We start from the raw sequence: 21,562 nt of genomic DNA on the forward strand, positions 1-21,562 counted from the left end.
CACAGAGGGCAAGTCGTTGCGCAAAAAAACGCCCCGAACCAGTCGGGGCGTCACGTTCAAGGCATTGCCTTTGTTCTTTACGGGCTGGGCAATGGCCGGGGTTCCATCATCAGTGGAACTGTTCTTCTTCAGTCGAACCGGTCAGCGCGGTCACCGAAGACGAGCCACCCTGGATTACGGTGGTCATGTCGTCGAAGTAGCCAGTGCCCACTTCCTGCTGGTGCGCCACAAAGGTGTAGCCCTTGCTGGCGTCAGCAAATTCCTGTTCTTGCAGTTTCACGTAGGCGGTCATGTCGTTGCGGGCGTAGTCGTGCGCCAGGTTGAACATGCTGTGCCACATGTTGTGGATGCCGGCCAGGGTGATGAACTGGTGCTTGTAGCCCATTGCCGACAGTTCGCGCTGGAACTTGGCGATGGTCGCGTCGTCCAGGTTCTTCTTCCAGTTGAAGGAAGGCGAGCAGTTGTAGGACAGCAGTTGGTCCGGGTATTCCTTCTTGATCGCTTCGGCAAAGCGGCGCGCTTCAGCCAGGTCCGGCTTGGCGGTTTCGCACCAGATCAGGTCGGCATAAGGGGCGTAGGCCAGGCCACGGGCGATGGCTTGATCGAGGCCGGCACGGACTTTGTAGAAGCCTTCCTTGGTGCGCTCGCCGGTCACGAACGGCTGGTCGTACGGATCGCAGTCAGAAGTCAGCAGGTCAGCCGCGTTGGCATCGGTGCGGGCCAGGATAATGGTCGGCGTACCGGCAACGTCAGCCGCCAGACGGGCAGCGGTCAGCTTTTGTACGGCTTCCTGGGTCGGTACCAATACCTTGCCGCCCATGTGACCGCATTTTTTCACCGAAGCCAGCTGGTCTTCGAAGTGAACGCCCGCGGCGCCTGCCTCGATCATGCTTTTCATCAGCTCGTAGGCGTTGAGTACGCCGCCGAAACCGGCTTCGGCGTCTGCCACGATTGGTGCGAAGTAGTCGATATAACCTTGGTCACCTGGGTTTTTACCGGCTTTCCACTGGATCTGGTCGGCGCGGCGGAACGAGTTGTTGATGCGCTTGACCACGGTTGGAACGGAGTCCACTGGGTACAGCGACTGATCCGGGTACATGGATTCGGCAGAGTTGTTGTCTGCCGCCACTTGCCAACCCGACAGGTAGATAGCCTGGATACCGGCCTTAACCTGTTGTACCGCTTGGCCCCCGGTCAGGGCGCCCATGCAGTTGACGAAATCTTTCTCAGGACGGAAGGACGGGTGTGCGCCCTGTGTCACCAGTTTCCACAGCTTGTCGGCACCCATTTTTGCAAAGGTGTGCTCGGGTTGTACCGAGCCGCGCAGGCGGACCACGTCAGCAGCGGAGTAATCGCGAGTCACGCCTTTCCAGCGTGGGTTTTCGGCCCAGTCTTTCTCAAGGGCTGCAATTTGCTGTTCGCGTGTCAGTGCCATGGTGATAAACCTCGTCGCATAGGTCTGGGTTGAAAAGTGGTTGCTCCACCAGGCACACAACAATGTTGTTTGAAGTAAGTGCGTGAATGGCTGCTCGCTACAGGCGGTAAAGGCCCCAGGGCCTTTGCGGGGCCTCTGATCAGCGGGAGCGGGGCCATCATGCCCTTGCATTTTTGAGGCGTCAAATGTTTTGTAGTGCTTTTTTTATAACACTACATAATTTGCGAAAAACGACTTGTCAGTCAGTTTTGGCCCTTTTGGTCGAGTACGTCGACTTTGACCCGCACCGTCACGTCATCCCGGCTTTGCGTAGAGTAGCTGCGGGTTTGCGCCGGGTTGTCGACCTGGTTGCGACCGTTGATACCGGCCAGGGTGATCCATTGTCCCAGCGGCCCGCTGACCTGTGTGTCGCTACTTTGGATATTCACTACATCTGGTTGTTCCTGGCTCATGCGGTCGCGTGCGGTGCTGATCACCAGGTGTACCGTTTCACCTGTGACGCTGGCGGTGACGTAGAAACCCCGGGTGACGTTGCGGTAATCGGTCTGGGTCAGCAGTCGGCCGTAGGCGTCGGTCTGGGTGCTGGTCAGCGGCACGCTCTGGCCGGTCTGGATAAAGGCCGGGGTGCCTTCGCTGGTCTGGATTTGCTGGGTGCCGCCATCGCGGCTGGCGGTGCTGATAACCCGGGTGTTCGGGTCATTATTGGCCAGGTTGTCGTCACGGGTGTCGACCGTGATCAGCAGGCGTCGGGCGGGTGTGTCGAGTTGGGCCAGCAGATCTTCGAGATTCTGGATTTTCGAGGGGGCTGCCTCGACGATCAGTTGATTGCCGTAGGCGCTGACTTTGCCGTTTTTACCGATAAAGTTCTGTGCAATGGGCAGCAGATCGGCGCTGGTACGGTTTTGCAGGGTGATGACCCGGGTGTCGGCGATCGCACTGAAACTTGCGATCAGCAACAGCCCGGCGATGAAGGGGCGTAGGGACATGTCCATTATCTCCGCAATGCTTGAAGGGGCTTGGTGTGAGTGTGCCAGATAGCAAAACGCCCTGCGATCCGGGGATGGCAGGGCGTTATGTGGATTGCATGTGGGCTTGTTGTGGGAGCGGGCTTGCTCGCGATAATGGCGACACGGTTTTTGCAGCCATACCGCGCTGCCTGCATCGCGAGCAAGCCCGCTCCCACATGGGTGGGTGAGGGGTTAGCTCACCCGCACCATATCAACGTGAGGAATCCCTGCTTCGAGGAATTCTTCGCTGACGATCTTGAAACCCAGGCGCTCGTAGAACGGTGTGGCATGCACTTGCGCGCTAAGCATCTGCTGCTTGAGGCCGCGTTTCTCGGCTTCAAGGAGGGTGGCTTGCATCAGCGCGTCGCCGACTTTTAGCCCGCGCCAGTCCTTGAGGACCGACACGCGGCCGATATGACCGTCCGGCAGCAGCCGGGCGGTACCAATCGGAAAGTCGCCTTCATAGGCCAGAAAATGCACGGCATCGGCATCGTCTGCATCCCACTCCAGTTCTGGAGGTACAGATTGTTCGGCAATAAACACCGCCTCACGAATGCGTCGAAGTTCGGCGTTGTCCTTTTGCCAGTCGGCGACACGTACGTGAATGCTATTCATCAGCGAACCCCAGGCTTCCTTGTTTAACCAGCTCGCAGAGCAGGTTGCGTCCATCTTCATCGGCCAACCATGTGCCGAGGTTGTCGCTGTGCAACGCGTCGGCGGCACAGATCATTTTCAGCAGTTCGCGCAGCTTGCCTGGCAGCAGGCGGCTCTGGCCGCTGGCGAACAGCAGCAGGTCGTCATCGACTTCGGACCAGGCCAGGCGGGCGCTCGGGTTGCGGATCAGGATCGCGCCCTGTTCCAGGCTGCCCAGCAGGTCTTCTTCTTCGAGTTCAGGGCCGACCACGAGTTCCGGATAACGTGGCTCGGTCATGAACTGGCCAAACCAGGTCAGCAGCATGCGCTCGTCGCTCATGTGCTCGGTCAACAGGCTTTTCAGGCGGCCCAGGGCGTCGTGCTGGATCTGGTGCGGGTCGCTGACCGGCTGCGCGTCGGCGTCGGTGTAGCGGTCTTCGTCCGGCAGGTACTGGCTGAGGAAGTCGGTGAAGTGGGTCAGCACTTCAGCGGCGCTCGGCGCACGGAAGCCCACCGAGTAGGTCAGGCAGTCGTCCACGGCCACGCCGCAGTGGGCCAGGCGCGGTGGCAGGTAGAGCATGTCGCCGGGCTCAAGGGTCCACTCGTCGGTGGCCTGGAAGTCAGCGAGGATGCGCAGGTCGGCGTGCTCCAGCAGCTTGCTGTCGGAGTCGCACATCTGGCCGATCTGCCAGTGACGCTTGCCGTGACCCTGCAGCAGGAACACGTCGTAGTTGTCGAAGTGCGGGCCAACGCTGCCACCCGGGGCGGCGTAGCTGATCATTACGTCGTCGATGCGCCAGCTCGGCAGGAAACGGAAGTTTTCCAGCAGCTCGTTGACTTCCGGCACGAACTGATCAACGGCCTGTACCAGCAGGGTCCACTCGCGCTCTGGCAGTTTGCCGAACTCGTCTTCGGCGAACGGGCCGCGGCGCAGTTCCCACGGACGCTCGCCGTGCTCGATGATCAGGCGCGATTCGACTTCTTCTTCAAGTGCCAGACCGGCCAGCTCGTCAGCGTCGATCGGGCTTTCGAAGTCAGGAATGGCCTGACGCACCAGTAGTGGTTTCTTCTGCCAGTAGTCGCGCATGAACTCGCGCGCCGTGATGCCGCCCAGAAGTTGAAGAGGAATATCAGGATTCATGTGTAACCTATTGAAAAAATGCACTTTGTAATCGGGAATAAAAACGCCCGGCACGGCCGGGCGTTAATAGGTCGTTGCAGCGATCAGATACGCTTGGCTTGCTCGACCGCGTTGCCAATGTAGTTGGCAGGGGTCAGCAGCTTCAGCTCGGCTTTGGCCGCTTCCGGCATTTCAAGGCCGTCGATGAAAGTTTGCAGTGCTTCAGGGCTGATGCCCTTGCCGCGGGTCAGCTCTTTGAGCTTCTCGTACGGGTTTTCGATGTTGTAGCGGCGCATCACGGTCTGAATCGGCTCGGCCAGGACTTCCCAGCAAGCGTCCAGGTCGGCAGCGATTTTCTGCGCATTCAGTTCAAGCTTGCTGATGCCCTTGAGGCTGGCTTCGTACGCGATCACGCTGTGAGCAAAGCCCACGCCGAGGTTACGCAGTACGGTGGAGTCGGTCAGGTCGCGCTGCCAGCGGGAGATTGGCAATTTGCTGGCCAGGTGCTGGAACAGCGCGTTGGCGATACCCAGGTTGCCTTCGGAGTTTTCGAAGTCGATCGGGTTGACCTTGTGCGGCATGGTCGAGGAACCGATTTCGCCGGCAATGGTGCGCTGCTTGAAGTAGCCCAGGGAGATGTAGCCCCAGATATCGCGATCGAAGTCGATCAGGATGGTGTTGAAGCGCGCGATGGCGTCGAACAGCTCGGCGATGTAGTCGTGCGGCTCGATCTGGGTGGTGTACGGGTTGAAGCCCAGGCCCAGTTCGTCTTCGATAAAGGCGCGGGCGTTTTCTTCCCAGTCGATCTGTGGGTAGGCCGACAGGTGGGCGTTGTAGTTGCCCACGGCGCCGTTGATCTTGCCCAGCAGCGGTACGGCTGCAACCTGAGCGATTTGACGCTCAAGGCGGTAAACCACGTTGGCCAGCTCTTTGCCCAGGGTGGTCGGCGAGGCCGGTTGACCGTGGGTGCGCGACAGCATTGGTACGTCGGCGAACTTGATCGCCAGCTCGCGGATGGCTTCTGCGGTTTGACGCATCAGCGGCAGCATCACGTCATCGCGGCCTTCGCGCAGCATCAGGGCGTGGGACAGGTTGTTGATGTCCTCGCTGGTGCAGGCAAAGTGGATGAACTCACTGACGTTGGCCAGTTCAGGCAGCTTGGCGGCCTGTTCCTTGAGCAGGTACTCAATGGCTTTGACGTCGTGGTTGGTGGTGCGCTCGATCTCTTTGACACGCTCGGCGTGCTCCAGAGAGAAGTTTTCCGCCAGTTCGTTCAGAACGGCGTTGGCTTCGGCGGAGAAGGCCGGGACTTCAGGGATGGCAGCGTGAGCAGCCAGGCGCTGGAGCCAGCGAACTTCAACCAGGACGCGAGCACGGATCAAGCCGTATTCGCTGAAAATTGGGCGCAGGGCCTGGGTTTTGCCGGCGTAGCGGCCGTCAACAGGGGAAACCGCAGTGAGCGAAGAAAGCTTCATGGGGTGTTCTCGGACAGTCGGGCAACGAAATGGGGCGCGTATCATACATGAAAAAACGGCCGGTCCGTTGCCAAGTGACCGGCGTCACACGCGAATCGATGTTGAAATCTGTGCCTGCCAGCGGGCTTCAGTTGCCGCGCAGCATCGGATAAAGCTCTTTGAGCAGCTTGCGCCGGCTGATGACCAGCTGCCAGCGATGCCCGCCCAATTGGCGCCACAGCCGTGCGCAGCGGATGCCGGCCAGCAGCAGGGCGCGAATTTTCGACGCGTTGTTCGGTTGTTGCAGGTTGCGCATGTCGCCGTGGACCTGAATGCGCTGGCGCAAGGTGCTCAGGGTGTCCTGGTACAGCGCGCCGCAGGCAGCCACCACGTTTTCGTGGGCCGGGCCGAAGTGCTCGACCTGGGACTGGATCTGCGGCAGGCGTTTGCCGATCAGCTCCAGCATGTCATCGCGCTTGGCCAGTTGGCGCTCAAGGCCGAGCATCGACAACGCGTAACGCAAGGGCTCGCGCTGCAGGGTATTGGGGTCGCGCTCAAGGGCGCCGATCAGGGCGCGGTAGCCTTCGCGCAGGTTGATGTCGTCACCGCCAAACACTTCCAGGGTGTCCTTGGGGTCACGCACCAGCAGGCTGCCGAGCATGCAGCTCAGGTCAGCCTCGCTGACCTGGCCGGTCTTGGCGATCTTGTCCACCAGCACGGCGGCCAGAAATACGCCGCCCAGGGCTACCAGTTGCTCCTGAGTCGGGTTCATGGGCGCTTGCCCTTGCTCGACCAGGGCTCGGCCACTTCGATCACGCCGCCGCCCAGGCAGACTTCGCCGTCGTAAAACACCACGGACTGGCCGGGTGTTACTGCGCGTTGCGGGTCATCGAAGGTGGCGCGGTAGCCGCTTGCGGTTTTTTCCAGGGTGCAGGGCTGGTCGCTCTGGCGATAGCGAACCTTGGCCGTCAGGCGCAACGGGGTGCTCAGGTCGATCGGGTTGACCCAGTAGATCTCGGAGGCGAGCAGGGCGCCGGAGAACAGCCACGGATGGTCGTTGCCCTGGCCGACGATCAGCTCGTTGTGCTCCAGGTCCTTGACCAGCACGTACCACGGTTCGTCGCTGGCGTCCTTGAGGCCGCCAATGCCCAGGCCCTGGCGCTGGCCGATGGTGTGGTACATCAGGCCGTGGTGGCGGCCGATCACTTCACCTTCGGTGGTCTTGATCTCGCCCGGCTGTGCCGGCAGGTATTGCTTGAGGAAATCGCTGAAACGGCGTTCGCCGATAAAGCAGATCCCCGTGGAGTCTTTTTTCTTCGCGGTGGCCAGATCGTGCTTTTCGGCGATGCGGCGCACTTCCGGTTTTTCCAGCTCGCCGACCGGGAACAGGGTGCGGGCGATCTGTTCGCCACCGACGGCGTGCAGGAAGTAGCTCTGGTCCTTGTTCGGGTCCAGGCCCTTGAGCAGCTCGGTGCGGCCGTCAATGTCGCGACGGCGCACATAGTGGCCGGTAGCGATCAGGTCGGCGCCGAGCATCAGGGCGTAGTCCAGGAAGGCCTTGAACTTGATTTCGCGGTTGCACAGGATGTCCGGGTTGGGCGTGCGGCCGGCCTTGTACTCGGCCAGGAAGTGCTCGAACACGTTGTCCCAGTACTCGGCGGCAAAGTTGGCGGTGTGCAGCTTGATGCCGATTTTGTCGCACACGGCCTGGGCGTCTGCCAGGTCATCCATGGCGGTGCAGTAATCCGTTCCGTCGTCTTCCTCCCAGTTCTTCATGAACAGGCCTTCCACCTGGTAGCCCTGCTCCATAAGCAGAACGGCGGAAACGGAAGAGTCGACACCGCCGGACATGCCGACGATGACGCGCTGTTTTTCGGGGGCGACTAGGGCTGGATCACGCATAAGGATTCAATGAGTGTCTTGAAAAAGGACGCGATTCTAGCAGGCCCGAGCGCTCAAGGCTAAACCGAAGGGCGGATTAACGTCAGGTCGAACAGTTTGCCGCCCAGATAATCGTCGATGCACTGCAGGGTCAGCTCGCTGCGCCAGCGATCGCGTTGCGCCAGCAGCTCGTCGCGGGTCAGCCACAGCGGGCCGATAATGCCGGTGTCGAGCTTGTAGTCGGGGTGGTGCTTGACGGCCTTGCCGGCAAAGCAGATGCGCTGGTAGGTCACGCCGTTGCTGGGGGCGGTGTAGAGGTAAATGCCGATCACGCCGGTCAGTTCGACGTCGTAACCGGTTTCTTCGAGGGTTTCGCGGATCGCGGCGTCGATCAGGCTTTCGTCGGGGTCGAGATGCCCGGCGGGCTGATTGAGCACGGCGCGCTCGCGCTTGAGTTCTTCGACCATCAGGAAGCGGCCGTTGTCTTCAACGACAGTGGCGACGGTGATATGGGGTTTCCATTCCATGGGGTGGGTCTCGGTTTATGGGTAGGTGCATACCCCTGTGGGAGCGGGCTTGCTCGCGAAGCAGGCGCTTCGGGATGTGATTTTTACGCGGTGATGCTATCGCGGGCAAGCCCGCTCCCACAGGGTTTGTGTGGGCCGTAAAAACACAAACCCCGGCGTCGTGGGCCGGGGTCTGTGGTGTTGCCTGTTGCCCTTACACCGAGGCGATGATCGCGTTCAGTGTGGCGCTAGGGCGCATTACTTTGCTCACCTTGTCGGCATCGGCGTGGTAGTAACCACCGATATCGACCGGCTTGCCCTGCACGGCGTTGAGTTCGGCAACGATTTTTGCCTCGTTCTCGGCCATGGCTTTTGCCACTGGGGCAAACTGGGCTTGCAGTTCTTTGTCTTCAGTCTGGGCAGCCAGGGCCTGAGCCCAGTACAGCGCCAGGTAGAAGTGGCTACCGCGGTTGTCGATGTTGCCGACTTTGCGCGATGGCGATTTGTTGTTGTCGAGGAACTGGCCGGTAGCCTGGTCCAGGGTCTTGGCCAACACCAACGCTTTCGGGTTGTTGTAGGTCGTGCCCAGGTGCTCCAGGGAAGCCGCCAGTGCCAGGAATTCACCCAGCGAGTCCCAGCGCAGGAAGTTTTCTTCCAGCAGCTGTTGAACGTGCTTCGGAGCCGAGCCGCCTGCGCCGGTTTCGAACAGACCGCCGCCATTCATCAGCGGAACGATCGACAGCATCTTGGCGCTGGTGCCCAGTTCCATGATCGGGAACAGGTCGGTCAGGTAGTCGCGCAGTACGTTGCCGGTCACCGAGATGGTGTCCAGGCCCTTGCGGGTACGCTCCAGGGTGAACTTCATGGCTTCAACCGGCGCCATGATGCGAATGTCCAGGCCGCTGGTGTCGTGATCCTTCAGGTAGGTTTCTACCTTCTTGATCATTTCGGCGTCGTGGCTACGCTTTGGATCGAGCCAGAACACGGCCGGGGTGTTGCTGGCGCGAGCGCGGTTGACGGCCAGTTTGACCCAGTCGCGGATCGGCGCGTCCTTGGCCTGGCACATGCGCCAGATATCGCCTTCTTCGACCTTTTGCTCCATCAGCACGTTGCCGTTGCTGTCGGTGACGCGAACAACGCCCGGGGTCTTGATCTGGAAGGTTTTGTCGTGGGAGCCGTACTCTTCGGCTTTTTGCGCCATCAGGCCAACGTTTGGCACGCTGCCCATAGTGGTCGGATCGAAGGCGCCGTGCTTTTTGCAGTCTTCGATGGTGGCCTGGTAGATGGTGGCGTAGCAGCGATCCGGGATCACGGCCTTGGTGTCCTGCAGCTGGCCTTCGGTGTTCCACATCTTGCCGGAATCACGAATCATGGCCGGCATCGAGGCATCGACGATTACGTCGCTTGGCACGTGCAGGTTGGTGATGCCCTTGTCGGAGTTGACCATGGCCAGCGCAGGGCGGTTGGCATAGACAGCTTCGATGTCGGCTTCGATTTCAGCTTGCTTCTCGGCCGGCAGCGCCTTGATGCGCGCGTACAGGTCGCCGATGCCGTTGTTCAGGTTGAAACCGATTTCTTTGAGGACGTCTGCGTGTTTTTCCAGCGCATCCTTGTAGAACTCGGCCACGATCTGACCAAACATGATCGGGTCGGAAACCTTCATCATGGTGGCTTTAAGGTGAACCGAGAACAGAACGCCTTGTTTTTTGGCGTCTTCGATTTCGGCCGCTACGAACTCACGCAGAGCCTTTTTGCTCATCACGGAGCAATCGATGATCTCACCGGCCTGGACGGCGGTTTTTTCTTTCAGGACGGTGGTGGTGCCGTCTTGAGCGATCAGTTCGATTTTAACGCTGCCCGGAGCTTCGATCAGGGCGGCTTTTTCGCTGGCGTAGAAGTCGCCTTCGCTCATGTGAGCAACGTGGGACTTGGAGTCTGCAGCCCAGGCGCCCATTTTATGCGGGTGCTTGCGCGCGTAGTTCTTGACCGACAGCGGGGCGCGGCGGTCGGAGTTGCCTTCGCGCAGTACCGGGTTCACGGCACTACCCATTACCTTGCTGTAACGGGCCTTGGTTTCTTTTTCGGCGTCGGTGGTGACGGTTTCCGGGTAGTCCGGAATGTTGTAGCCCTGGGCTTGCAGTTCCTTGATCGCGGCCTGCAGTTGCGGGACCGAGGCGCTGATGTTGGGCAGCTTGATGATGTTGGCTTCAGGGGTAACGGCCAGGGCGCCCAGTTCGGCGAGGTGGTCCGCTACAGCCTTGTCACCCAATTGCTCGGGGAAGCTTGAGAGGATGCGGCCAGCCAGAGAGATGTCGCGCGTTTCAACGGCGATATCGGCGCTGGCGGTAAACGCCTCGATGATAGGCAGCAGTGAATAGGTGGCGAGCGCCGGAGCTTCGTCGGTGAAGGTGTAGATGATCTTCGAACGGTTGGGCATTTCGGATTAACTCTCTTCTTTGCTGAGCGTGCTCAGATACTCGAGATGCGCAGGGTAGGCGCTTTCGTTCACAGTGAACAATGAGCCGAAAGTCGAGGTTCTTCGCGGTGATGTGAATGCATCAGTAGAGCGTCAAGCGGTCGAACCGGGGTAACGGCTCAGCCTTTCTAGGCCTGAAAGACTCATTCCAGCATGTGTTTGCAGGTGACTCCATGGTCACCGGCGCAGTATACATAGGTCATCAAGGTTGCTGCGAGGGGGGCGGCCTAACACGAATCATCCATTGGTCTAAGTCCCTGCGGCAAAATGCCCTGATTTTTGCTGATTCGCCCAGTGTTTACGCGGTATTTCGGCAATCTGCATTTTCCCCGTGCAGGGCGCGGGCATAAAAAAACCGGCCGATTCGCGTGATTGAATCGGCCGGTTTCTTCTGCGGCGGGTCAGACCGAGAGGCTGGTCACCTCTTGTGCAGGCGCTTGAGCACTGGCTGGAACTTGAGCGTTGGTGATGGCACCGCATGCAGGCCCTTGGGGCCCTGGATTATTTCGAAGCTCACAGGCTGGCCTGCCTTGAGCGTCTTGTAACCGTCCATCTGGATTGCTGAAAAATGCGCAAAAAAGTCGATCGGGTTTCCGTGTTCATCGATGCCTTCCTTGGCCTGCGTATTAATAAAGCCGAAGCCTTTGGCGTTGTTGAACCACTTGACCTTGCCTTGCATACTCATATCCCTCTGCTGCAAACCACTCCATCACTGGAGTATTATCCAGTCAACTCGCACAGAAACCCGTAAATATGGTTGACTGTGCGGACCATTTTTCCCACTGTGGGTACTATATGGTTGTAACACCGTTTTACCGATAGTCAAGGTCACGCGGCGGCGGTGATGAATTATGATACTCACGCCTCCATCACTGTATTCGTACAACCAACGACGAACCTTTCTTTCCATGCATGCAATCAGCCAGACTCGACTAACATTCAATCAGGATCACCCCGATTTTGATGACGAAGACTCCGCTGGCTTGGCTGTGCAAGAGGCTAAGCCTGCGCTTCAGGCGCCGCCGATGTACAAGGTGGTTTTATTTAATGATGACTACACGCCAATGGATTTCGTTGTAGAGATCCTTGAAGTGTTTTTTAACTTGAATCGCGAATTGGCGACCAAGGTCATGCTGGCCGTCCATACAGAAGGACGGGCTGTGTGCGGCATCTATACCCGCGACATTGCCGAGACCAAGGCGGCGCAGGTAAACCAGTACGCACGCGAAAGCCAGCATCCGCTACTCTGTGAAATCGAGAAGGACGGTTAACGCCGACCACTTGGGTATGAGGTGAAGCCATGTTAAATCGCGAGCTCGAAGTCACCCTCAATCTTGCCTTCAAGGAAGCCCGCTCCAAACGTCATGAGTTCATGACGGTTGAGCACCTCCTTTTAGCGCTCCTGGATAATGAGGCGGCCGCAACCGTTCTACGCGCCTGTGGCGCAAACCTCGAGAAACTCAAGCATGACCTGCAAGAGTTTATTGATTCCACGACTCCCCTGATCCCCGTCCACGACGAAGACCGTGAAACCCAGCCAACCCTGGGGTTCCAGCGGGTCTTGCAGCGTGCGGTGTTCCATGTGCAAAGCTCCGGCAAGCGTGAAGTGACCGGCGCCAATGTGCTGGTGGCCATCTTCAGTGAGCAGGAAAGCCAGGCCGTATTCCTGCTCAAGCAGCAGAGCGTGGCGCGCATCGACGTGGTCAACTTTATTGCCCACGGCATTTCCAAGGTGCCCGGGCATGGCGAGCACAGCGACAGCGACCATGAAATGCAGGATGAAGAGGGTGGCGAGTCGTCGTCCTCCAGCAATCCTCTGGACGCTTATGCCAGCAACCTGAATGAACTGGCCCGTCAGGGCCGGATCGATCCGCTGGTGGGGCGCGAAATGGAAGTTGAGCGCGTTGCCCAGATTCTGGCGCGTCGGCGCAAAAACAACCCGCTGCTGGTCGGCGAAGCAGGTGTGGGCAAAACCGCGATTGCCGAGGGCCTGGCCAAACGCATCGTCGACAATCAAGTGCCTGACCTGCTGGCTAACAGCATCGTCTACTCCCTTGACCTCGGCGCCTTGCTGGCGGGTACCAAGTACCGTGGCGATTTCGAGAAGCGTTTCAAGGCGCTGTTGGGCGAGCTGAAAAAGCGCCCGCAGGCGATCCTGTTTATCGACGAAATCCACACCATTATCGGTGCCGGTGCGGCCTCGGGCGGGGTGATGGACGCCTCCAACCTGCTCAAGCCATTGCTGTCTTCGGGTGATATTCGCTGCATCGGATCCACCACGTTCCAGGAATTTCGCGGGATCTTCGAAAAAGACCGTGCCCTGGCGCGCCGCTTCCAGAAAGTTGACGTGTCCGAGCCTTCGGTCGAAGACACCATCGGCATTCTGCGCGGGCTCAAGGGTCGTTTCGAACAGCATCATGGCATCGAATACAGCGACGAGGCCCTGCGTGCAGCGGCTGAGCTGGCCTCACGCTATATCAATGACCGGCACATGCCGGACAAGGCCATTGACGTGATCGACGAAGCCGGTGCCTACCAGCGCCTGCAGCCGGTCGAAAGCCGGGTCAAGCGCATTGAAGTGGCGCAGGTTGAAGATATCGTGGCAAAAATCGCCCGTATTCCGCCAAAACACGTGTCTGTTTCGGACAAGGAGCTGTTGCGCAACCTTGAGCGTGACCTGCGCCTGACCGTATTCGGCCAGGATGCGGCGATCGATTCGCTGTCCACGGCGATCAAGCTGTCCCGTGCCGGGCTCAAGTCGCCGGACAAGCCGGTGGGTTCGTTCCTGTTCGCAGGGCCTACCGGTGTCGGCAAAACCGAGGCGGCGCGCCAGTTGGCCAAGGCCTTGGGTATCGAGCTGATCCGCTTTGACATGTCCGAGTACATGGAGCGCCACACTGTATCGCGTCTGATCGGTGCGCCTCCGGGCTATGTCGGGTTCGATCAGGGCGGTTTGCTCACTGAAGCCATCACCAAGCAGCCTCACTGCGTATTGCTGCTCGATGAAATCGAGAAGGCGCATCCTGAAGTCTTCAACCTGCTGTTGCAGGTCATGGACCACGGCACGCTGACCGATAACAACGGGCGCAAGGCGGACTTCCGCAACGTGATCGTTATCATGACCACCAACGCAGGTGCTGAAACCGCGTCTCGGGCTTCGATGGGCTTTACCCATCAGGATCATGCTTCTGATGCAATGGAAGCGATCAAGAAGAGCTTCACCCCCGAGTTCCGTAACCGCCTGGACACCATCATCCAGTTTGGTCGCCTCAGCCATGAGGTTATCAAGCATGTGGTGGACAAGTTCCTTACCGAACTGCAGGCGCAGCTGGAAGACAAGCACGTGCAGCTTGAGGTGTCGGATGCGGCGCGCGGCTGGCTGGCGGCGGGTGGCTATGACGCGCTGATGGGCGCACGGCCGATGGCCCGTTTGATTCAGGACAAGATCAAGCGTCCGCTGGCTGAAGAGATTCTCTTTGGTGAGTTGGCCGATCATGGCGGTGTGGTACACATCGACCTTGAAAACGGCGAGCTGACCTTCGAGTTTGAAACCGCAGTCGAAATGGCTTGATGTAACACCGCAGTAAAAAAGGCGCCTTCGGGCTAATGCCGATCAGTTGGGCGGGATGCAAAATCCCTGTGGGAGCGGGCTTGCTCGCGATTGGGTAACGCGGTTTGATAGTTGAACCGCGTTGTCTGTATCGCGAGCAAGCCCGCTCCCACAATGTCCATGACTGGTTTGCATTGGTGCTTGGGCGCCTTTTTGCTGTGTGGCGCTAGTGGGTCAGTGCGCCAGTGCGCTCCAGCACCGGATGGCCAAGCGCGGCAATATGGTGATGTACGCGACGGTAGTCGCGCAGCACCCGCTGGAAAATATCCCCGGATTCGGCCCAGGCACTCTTGTCGTTTTGCAGCTTGCGAAAGTGCTCGCGGCTGGCGCTGGCTTCCAGCTTGCGCACGGTTTCCTTGTGGCCGATCAGTGCCTGGGCAGCGCTCACGTCCTCACGCAAGAATGCGGTAACGGCCAGGTTCAGGCTGTCCAGCAGGGCCAGGTGCATGGCCTGGATCTGGATCAGTTCGAACGAGGAAAAGTGCTCGCCACGGCGCGTGCGGCGAACAGCCAGTTGCGCGAGGTTGCCGAGGATGTCACCGGCGTGCTCCAGGTTGATCACGAACATCAGTACTTCCTGTGCGCGGTCGGCGTCATCATCGCTCAGGCCATCCTGGCCGATATCGGCAAGATAGGCGCGGATGGCAGCACTGAGCAGGTCTATGGAGTGATCCAGCTGGCGCACCTTGTCCATCGTGTGCGGGTCGGGTTTCTCGAACAGTTGCAGGACCTGATTGAGCATCAGTGAGGTCATGTCCGCAAGGCGCAAGGCTTCACGCACGGCATTGGACAGGCCGATATTGGCCACTTCCAGGCCGGCCTCGTCCAGATACTGCGGCATGCCCGGGTCTGCTGGCGGCTCCGGCTGGGGCAGCAGGCGGGTCAGCAGGCGCGCGCAGGGCTCAATCAGGCCGATAAACACCACGGCCAGCAGCAGGTTGAACGCGGTATGCAGGTACACCACCCACTGTGCGAGGCCAATATCGCTGCGGGCCACAACGCTGGCCAGCCACGGCAGGCAGGGCAGCAAGGCCACGGTGCCCAGCAGGCGAATCAGCAGGTTGCCCAGCGGCAGGCGTCGCGCCACGGGCGAGCTGGCGCTCATCATGGACGGCAACGCGCCACCGATATTGGCGCCGAGCATCAGGGCAATGGCGGTGGCGGGTGTCATCATGCCAGCGCCGGCCAGCGAGGCGATCAGCAGCACCACGGCGACACTGGAGTGGCAGACCCAGGTCAGCAGCACGGCAGCGACCACCGCGATGATTACATCGCCTTGCAGGCTTTGCATTACGGCGCGAAACACCGAGGTGGCTTCCATATGCCCCAGGGTGGCGCTGAGCAAGCCCAGGGCCAGCAACATCAAACCCAGGCCTATCAGTGCGCAGCCGACGCTTTCAAAGCGTGAGTCATCGCGCAGGCGAAAAACGATAAAGCCTGTCAGCAAGATCACCGGCATTGCCAGTGAGGTATCGAAACTAAGCAGCTGTACCACCAGAGTCGAGCCGATATTGGCCCCCAGCATCACGGCCAGGGCCGGGGCCAGGCTCAGGGTGCCGGCTGCGGTAAAGGAGGTGGCCATCAGGCTGACTGCCGTGCTGCTCTGCAGCACACCGGTAATGCCGATGCCGCTGATCAGCGCCATCCAGCGGTTATTCAGGTTGCGCCCCATCCAGTTGCGCAGCTGGGTGCCAAAGCCGCGCAGCAGGGCGGTGGAAATCATATGGGTGCCCCACAGCAAAAGTGCGATGGCGCCCGCGAGGTTGAGTAACAGAGTGGTTCCCGACATAAGGAATCTCCACAAAACACGTATTCATTGTGCAGTGGGGCCAGTAGCCCGGCCCCACAGCTTTAGATCAGTACCACTGCTTGAAGCGGCGGATGTAGATCGTTTTCATCAGTTGCGCTACGCAGCAGTAGCTCAGCAGGGTGGCCACCAGCCAAGGGAAGTACGACAGCGGCAGCGGCTCCAGGCCCACCATCGTGCCCAGTGGCGAGAACGGTACGTAGATCCCCAGCACAATCACGAGGATGGTCATCATGGTCACCGGCCATGCTGCCGTGCTCTGGAAGAACGGGATCTTGCGGGTACGCAGCATATGGACCACCAGGGTTTGCGACAGCAGCCCCTCGATAAACCAGCCGGACTGGAACAGGGTCTGCATTTCCACGCTGTTGGCCGAGAACACGTACCACATCAGGGCGAAGGTGGTGATGTCGAAGATCGACGAAGTCGGACCGATCCAGATCATGAAACGGCCGATATTTTTGGCGTCCCACTTGCGCGGTTTTTGCAGGTACTCCCGGTCCATTTTGTCCCACGGCAAGGCCAGCTGGGAGATGTCGTACATCAGGTTTTGCAGCAGCAGGTGAATCGACAGCATCGGCAGAAAAGGAATAAAGGCACTGGCCACCAGTACCGAGAACACGTTGCCGAAGTTGGAGCTGGCGGTCATGTTCAGATACTTCATGATATTACCGAAGGTCTCACGGCCTTTGAGCACGCCTTCCTCCAGCACCATCAGGCTTTTCTCCAGGAGGATGATGTCGGCTGATTCCTTGGCGATATCCGTACCGCTGTCTACCGAAATACCGACATCGGCGTCACGCAGGGCCGGGGCGTCGTTGATGCCGTCGCCGAGAAAGCCGACAGTATGGCCATTGGCTTGCAGGGCTTTCAGTACCCGGGACTTCTGCAGCGGGGTGAGCTTGGCAAATACCGTGCGTTGCTCAACCTCCAATTGCAGTGTGGCGTCGTCCATGCTCTCGATCTGCGGGCCGAGCAGCGGTGTGCCGGGCTCCAGGCCGACCTGGCGGCAAATCTTGCTGGTGACCACGGCGTTGTCGCCGGTCAGCACCTTGACGGCTACCCCGATATCTTGAAGGGCGGCAATAGCCGGGCCAGCGGTTTCCTTTGGCGGATCGAGGAAGGTAAGCAGGCCGCGGATCACCAGGTCATGCTCGTCAGCCGTGTTGTATTGCTTTTGTGCCTGGGCCTTGGGGATGTCCCGGGTGGCGACCAGCAACACGCGGAAGCCGTCCTCGTTGTATTCGGTGGCCAGGGCCAGCAGTTGTTCGCGGCGCGCCGGGTCCAGCGCCACGGGAGTGTCGCCTTCCATTATGTGGGTGGCGATACCGAGCATTTCTTCCACGGCGCCCTTGCACACCAGCAAGTGGTCGCCACGGCTGTCCTTGACGATGATCGACAGGCGCCGACGCACGAAATCAAAGGGCAGTTCATCGACCTTGCTGTAGTTGAGCGGTGCGCTGAACTTTGCGTTCTGCCGGGCGAACTGCACCACGGCCTGGTCCATCAGGTTGCGAATGCCGCTTTGGTGATGGCTGTTGAGCCAGGCCAGGGCCAGTACCGATTCATCACGTTTGCCGCTGGCGTCGACATGGTGCTCAAGGATGATGTGATCCTGGGTCAGGGTGCCGGTCTTGTCCGTGCACAGCACGTCCATCGAGCCCAGGTTCTGGATGGCATTGAGGCGCTTGACCACCACTTTGCGCTTGGCCATGGCAGTAGCGCCCTTGGCCAGGTTGGCGCTGACAATCATTGGCAGCATTTCCGGGGTCAGGCCGACCGCCACCGCCAGGGCAAACAGGAAGGCGTCACCCCAGTCGCCCTTGGAAAAGCCGTTGAGGAAGAACACGATCGGCACCATGACCAGCATAAAGCGGATCAGCAGCCAGCTGACGCTGTTGACCCCGCGGTCGAATGCGGTTTGCGTGCGTGAACCGACGATGGCCTTGGCCAGCGAGCCAAAATAGGTGCGTGGCCCGGTGGCCACCACCACGGCGCGCGCCGTGCCGCTGACCACGTTGGTGCCCATAAAGCAGATATTGGGCAGGTCCAGCAGGTTGCTCTGGTCGGCGCCGGTGCTGGAGGCGGATTTTTGCGTGACATCGCCCAGGGTGTCGTACTTCTCCACGGGCAAGGCTTCGCCGGTGAGCACGGCCTGGCTGATAAACAGGTCGCGGGACTCGATCAGGCGAATATCCGCCGGGATCATGTCGCCGGCCGACAGCTGCACGATATCGCCCGCCACCAGTTCGCGCATCGGCACTTCATGCACCGAGGTGCGGGTGCCGCTGTTGTCGCGCCGCACCACGGTAGCGGTAGTGCGAACCATGGCCTTGAGGGCTTCGGCACTCTTGGCCGAGCGATGTTCCTGCCAGAACCGCAGCAGGCTGCTGAGGCCGACCATCAGGCCAATGATGATGACTTTGGTCAGGTCGCCTTCTTCGCCGTCCCGTTCCGGCAGCCAGTAGTCAGTGAAAAAACTGATCACGCCCAGGGTCAGCAACACATAGATAAACGGATTGTGCAGGGCCAGCATGAATTGCACGAAGGCATGAGGTGGCTTGTCATGGGCCACTTCGTTGTAGCCCTCGGTCTGCAGGCGCTCGGCGGCCTGCTCTTCGGTCAGGCCGGCAGTGGTGGCGCGCACATTGGCCAGGGTGGCCGAAAGGCCGTTCTGTGCTTCCCGAGCGGCACGCATGGACAGTTTGTTGCTGTCGCTGGCGCTGTTCTTGTCCCGAACTTTAGTGTTTTTTACGGCGCTCATGATGAGTACTCCTGTCGCCAACTCTTGACCGGGCATATATTGAATTGCCTTTTAAAAGGCGAGCCAATGTATGCCGAGTCGCAAACTTCGCAATCGGTTTAATTGAAGTGTTAAGTGCGCTTAAAGTCCCGCTGCTGCTAATTAATTAACAGGCACGCAGCGGGCAGCTACTGGCTTCTTCCATAAGGAACTCCAGTTGATTGGCAGGTTTATTTAAAAGTTGAAAATCAGTGCAAGAACCGACTCTGCGGGTCCTGGGAGTCGGCCATGCTCCAGCGCTGCTCCAGTTGGCCGGTGGCAGGGCTGACGCGCCAATGCACCTGGCGATGCGCTGGTTTAATGTCGAAAGCGGGGGTGTGGAAGGGCGATTTTAGCGCGCGAACGCAGGTGGGCTCGCGGGACAGTTTGACGCGCATGCTCGAGGCAAAGGCGCGGACGCCGGGTAGTACATGGGTTTTAAAGGTCATAACACACCTCGTGACCGGACAGCTGCCGGTGAGGTCGTTACGTTGGAGCGTCAGGCTCTAGCGCAGTTGACCTCGCTGTGCAGGCGAGTCCCGTCAATGTTTGGGTTTGGTGTCCGGAGCGCCGTATTTACGGTGACCGGACAGCGACTAGATACTGTGTCCATTGGCTTCTTTTGTGAAGTTTATAGGCGGCCTGAATGACCGACCTGTGCAATCTACTCAGGCTGTCAGCGGGCGTCAATGTTTAAACTTGGCAAGTGGGGTTGGTACAGCAAGGGTTCAGGAAGTCTGGAAGTTGTTGGCGTGGTTCGCCGGGCAGGCACTTAATATGACAGGAAAGTTACAGGTATAGAAGTTTGAAGTGCGCAGTACTCATTGTTGGCGCGGGATATTCGCCTGGTTACACACACACCTTGTGGGAGCGGGCTTGCTCGCGATGGCAGCGCTGCGGTTAAGCAGGAATATCGCGCCGCTTGCATCGCGAGCAAGCCCGCTCCCACAGGTTCTGCTGGCATCGCTCAAATCGCGGGCAAACAAAAACGCCCGGCAGAGCCGGGCGTTTTGTATTGACTTGCTTAGCGAGCGCGGTAAGTGATGCGCCCTTTGCTCAAGTCATAGGGCGTCAGCTCGACGCGCACTTTGTCACCGGTAAGAATACGAATGTAGTTCTTGCGCATCTTGCCGGAGATATGCGCGGTTACGACGTGCCCATTTTCCAACTCCACACGAAACATGGTGTTGGGCAGGGTGTCGACGACAGTGCCTTCCATTTCGAAGCTGTCTTCTTTCGACATGCAGTAAAGCCCTCGGTGTCCAATGAATGGCCCGGTGCAACTGCGCCAGGCAAAAGCGGCGTGCATTGTGCCCGAAAAATGGGGGTTAAGCCAAGGGTTCAATCAAGAGAGCTCCATCTCTGGTTGATTAATAGCTCAATGGGCCGATATTCGGTCTTGTAATTCATCTTTTTGCAGTTCTTGATCCAGTACCCCAGGTACAGCGCATCCAGCCCCAGGCGCCGGGCTTCGGCAATTTGCCATAGGATCCCGTAGCGGCCCAGGCTGCGCCGCTCCTCGTCGGGATCGTAGAAGGTGTACACCGCCGACAGGCCGTTGGGCAGCACGTCCGTGACCGCCACTGCCATTAAACGGCCATCGAGGCGGAACTCGTAGAACCTGGAAAACGCCAGGTCGCGCACCAGGAAGGTCGAAAATTGATCCCGGCTGGGCGGGTACATGTCGCCATCGGCATGGCGCTGTTCGATATAACGCTGGTAAAGATCGAAGTTCTCTTCGCTGAACGCCGGTTTTACCGCCTGTACCTGCAAGTCGGCATTGCGCTTGAAAATGCGTTTTTGCTGACGATTTGGCAGGAAGCGGGCTACAGGAATGCGCGCCGGGGTGCAGGCATCGCACTTCAGGCAGTGCGGGCGATAGAGATGGTCGCCACTGCGCCGGAAGCCCATCTCGGACAAGTCGGCATAAACCTGCACATCCATCGGCTGACTGGGGTCGAGGAACAGCGTGGTGGCCTGTTCGTCAGGCAAGTAGCTGCAAGCGTGAGGTTGAGTGGCATAAAACTTCAAACGCGCCAACTCGGTCATGATGAGCCCTCGGGAAATCTTTAAATTAAGTGTAAGCCAGCGCGCAAAAGTCGCCTACTAAACCCACTGCGCAGTTGTGGGCAGATCCAGATGTTTTTGCAGATAGTCGGCAAACAGCTGACGCGGGATTGAACGCGCGCCCAGGCTTTGCAGGTGGTCGGTGGGCATCTGGCAATCAATCAGCACAAATCCCCAGGCTTGCAACTGCCTGACCAGGGTGGCAAAGCCGAATTTGGAGGCATTGTCGGCACGACTGAACATGGACTCGCCAAAAAACAGCTGGCCCATCGCCAGGCCATACAGGCCGCCCACCAGTTCACCGTTGTCCCACACCTCTACCGAATGGGCATGGCCGCGGGCGTGCAGCTCGATATAGGCATTTTGCATGTCGTCGGTGATCCAGGTGCCGTCTGCATAGTCTCGGGGTGCGGCACAGGCCTTGATCACGGCTGCGAAGTCGCGGTCAAAACTCACCTGATAGCGTTGCTTGCGCAGCAGTTTGCCCAGGCTGCGTGACACATGCAGCTCTTCAGGGAACAGCACCGTACGCGGATCAGGCGACCACCAGAGGATCGGCTGGCCTTCGCTGAACCACGGAAAACAACCATGGCGATAGGCCTGGATCAGCCGGTCGGCAGACAGGTCACCCCCGGCCGCCAACAGGCCGTTGGGCTCGCGCATGGCTTTGGCCAGTGGCGGAAATGTCAGGGTGTCGCGTTTTAACCAGGTCAGCATGGCATTGAGTCTTACCGAAGAAGGGGAGGCGGCTGCAACTCTGTCACGCAAGTGCGGTCTCAGTCGA

General features: G+C 59.3%; 18 protein-coding genes. 2 read left to right on the forward strand and 16 right to left on the reverse strand.

Translation table 11 applies throughout. The annotated features are described in order from the left end of the window. Positions 1-109 precede the first annotated feature (109 nt). The 10 genes from aceA to BLU25_RS22875 all read right to left on the reverse strand — a co-directional run bounded on the left by aceA (position 110) and on the right by BLU25_RS22875 (position 11,191). Positions 110-1,435 carry an isocitrate lyase gene (gene aceA / locus BLU25_RS22830; protein WP_016780201.1) on the reverse strand — a complete coding sequence of 442 codons (1,326 nt, stop codon included), beginning with the start codon at positions 1,433-1,435 and terminating at the stop codon, positions 110-112. A 242-nt stretch (positions 1,436-1,677) separates the two neighbouring features. Beyond that, positions 1,678-2,421, reverse strand: coding sequence for a secretin N-terminal domain-containing protein (locus BLU25_RS22835; protein ID WP_029611326.1), 744 nt, complete (start codon positions 2,419-2,421; stop codon positions 1,678-1,680). Between the two features lie 213 nt (positions 2,422-2,634). Then, complete coding sequence (locus BLU25_RS22840) at positions 2,635-3,057, reverse strand: GNAT family N-acetyltransferase (protein ID WP_016780203.1); 423 nt, start codon at positions 3,055-3,057, stop codon at positions 2,635-2,637. Next, complete coding sequence (locus BLU25_RS22845) at positions 3,050-4,216, reverse strand: ribosomal protein uL16 3-hydroxylase (protein ID WP_016780204.1); 1,167 nt, start codon at positions 4,214-4,216, stop codon at positions 3,050-3,052. The genes BLU25_RS22840 and BLU25_RS22845 overlap by 8 nt, the downstream gene beginning before the upstream one ends. An 83-nt stretch (positions 4,217-4,299) precedes the next feature. After that, positions 4,300-5,670 carry an adenylosuccinate lyase gene (purB, locus tag BLU25_RS22850; protein WP_016780205.1) on the reverse strand — a complete coding sequence of 457 codons (1,371 nt, stop codon included), beginning with the start codon at positions 5,668-5,670 and terminating at the stop codon, positions 4,300-4,302. 127 nt (positions 5,671-5,797) lie between these two features. Beyond that, the gene (gene hflD, locus BLU25_RS22855) at positions 5,798-6,421 is read right to left on the reverse strand and encodes a high frequency lysogenization protein HflD (protein ID WP_016780206.1); all 624 of its coding nucleotides are present in this window, start codon (positions 6,419-6,421) and stop codon (positions 5,798-5,800) included. Next, positions 6,418-7,551 carry a tRNA 2-thiouridine(34) synthase MnmA gene (gene mnmA, locus BLU25_RS22860; RefSeq protein WP_016780207.1) on the reverse strand — a complete coding sequence of 378 codons (1,134 nt, stop codon included), beginning with the start codon at positions 7,549-7,551 and terminating at the stop codon, positions 6,418-6,420. Before mnmA ends, hflD begins: the two co-directional genes overlap by 4 nt. Positions 7,552-7,610: 59 nt before the next feature. Further along, positions 7,611-8,057, reverse strand: coding sequence for an NUDIX hydrolase (locus BLU25_RS22865; RefSeq protein ID WP_016780208.1), 447 nt, complete (start codon positions 8,055-8,057; stop codon positions 7,611-7,613). 193 nt (positions 8,058-8,250) lie between these two features. Further along, entirely contained in the window at positions 8,251-10,473 is a 2,223-nt protein-coding gene (locus BLU25_RS22870; protein WP_016780209.1) for an NADP-dependent isocitrate dehydrogenase, read from the reverse strand. Positions 10,474-10,930: 457 nt separating this feature from the next. Continuing rightward, on the reverse strand, positions 10,931-11,191 hold the full coding sequence (locus tag BLU25_RS22875; RefSeq protein ID WP_020467781.1) for a cold shock domain-containing protein: 261 nt from the start codon (positions 11,189-11,191) through the stop codon (positions 10,931-10,933). A 229-nt stretch (positions 11,192-11,420) separates the two neighbouring features. Between BLU25_RS22875 and clpS the strand changes: the two genes are divergently transcribed. Both clpS and clpA read left to right on the forward strand, forming a co-directional pair. Next, the gene (gene clpS / locus BLU25_RS22880) at positions 11,421-11,783 is read left to right on the forward strand and encodes an ATP-dependent Clp protease adapter ClpS (RefSeq protein WP_016780211.1); all 363 of its coding nucleotides are present in this window, start codon (positions 11,421-11,423) and stop codon (positions 11,781-11,783) included. A gap of 29 nt (positions 11,784-11,812) precedes the next feature. After that, entirely contained in the window at positions 11,813-14,083 is a 2,271-nt protein-coding gene (gene clpA / locus BLU25_RS22885) for an ATP-dependent Clp protease ATP-binding subunit ClpA (protein ID WP_016780212.1), read from the forward strand. Positions 14,084-14,288: 205 nt separating this feature from the next. Here the strand turns inward: clpA and BLU25_RS22890 are convergent, their stop codons facing one another. The 6 genes from BLU25_RS22890 to aat form a co-directional block, all read right to left on the reverse strand. Further along, the gene (locus BLU25_RS22890) at positions 14,289-15,911 is read right to left on the reverse strand and encodes a Na/Pi cotransporter family protein (RefSeq protein ID WP_016780213.1); all 1,623 of its coding nucleotides are present in this window, start codon (positions 15,909-15,911) and stop codon (positions 14,289-14,291) included. Between the two features lie 67 nt (positions 15,912-15,978). Beyond that, positions 15,979-18,693 (reverse strand): magnesium-translocating P-type ATPase, encoded by a 2,715-nt coding sequence (gene mgtA, locus BLU25_RS22895; protein WP_016780214.1) that lies wholly within the window; start codon positions 18,691-18,693, stop codon positions 15,979-15,981. A gap of 227 nt (positions 18,694-18,920) precedes the next feature. Next, on the reverse strand, positions 18,921-19,160 hold the full coding sequence (locus BLU25_RS22900; RefSeq protein ID WP_016780215.1) for a hypothetical protein: 240 nt from the start codon (positions 19,158-19,160) through the stop codon (positions 18,921-18,923). 575 nt (positions 19,161-19,735) lie between these two features. Next, a complete protein-coding gene (gene infA / locus BLU25_RS22905) occupies positions 19,736-19,954 on the reverse strand; it encodes a translation initiation factor IF-1 (protein WP_002553999.1) in 219 nt (72 codons plus the stop codon). A 98-nt stretch (positions 19,955-20,052) separates the two neighbouring features. Then, entirely contained in the window at positions 20,053-20,760 is a 708-nt protein-coding gene (locus tag BLU25_RS22910; RefSeq protein ID WP_016780216.1) for an arginyltransferase, read from the reverse strand. 57 nt (positions 20,761-20,817) lie between these two features. Next, positions 20,818-21,495, reverse strand: a complete 678-nt coding sequence (aat, locus tag BLU25_RS22915) for a leucyl/phenylalanyl-tRNA--protein transferase (RefSeq protein ID WP_016780217.1) — start codon at positions 21,493-21,495, stop codon at positions 20,818-20,820. Positions 21,496-21,562 lie beyond the last annotated feature (67 nt).

It is taken from the genome of Pseudomonas fragi (assembly GCF_900105835.1).
Lineage (GTDB): Bacteria > Pseudomonadota > Gammaproteobacteria > Pseudomonadales > Pseudomonadaceae > Aquipseudomonas > Aquipseudomonas fragi.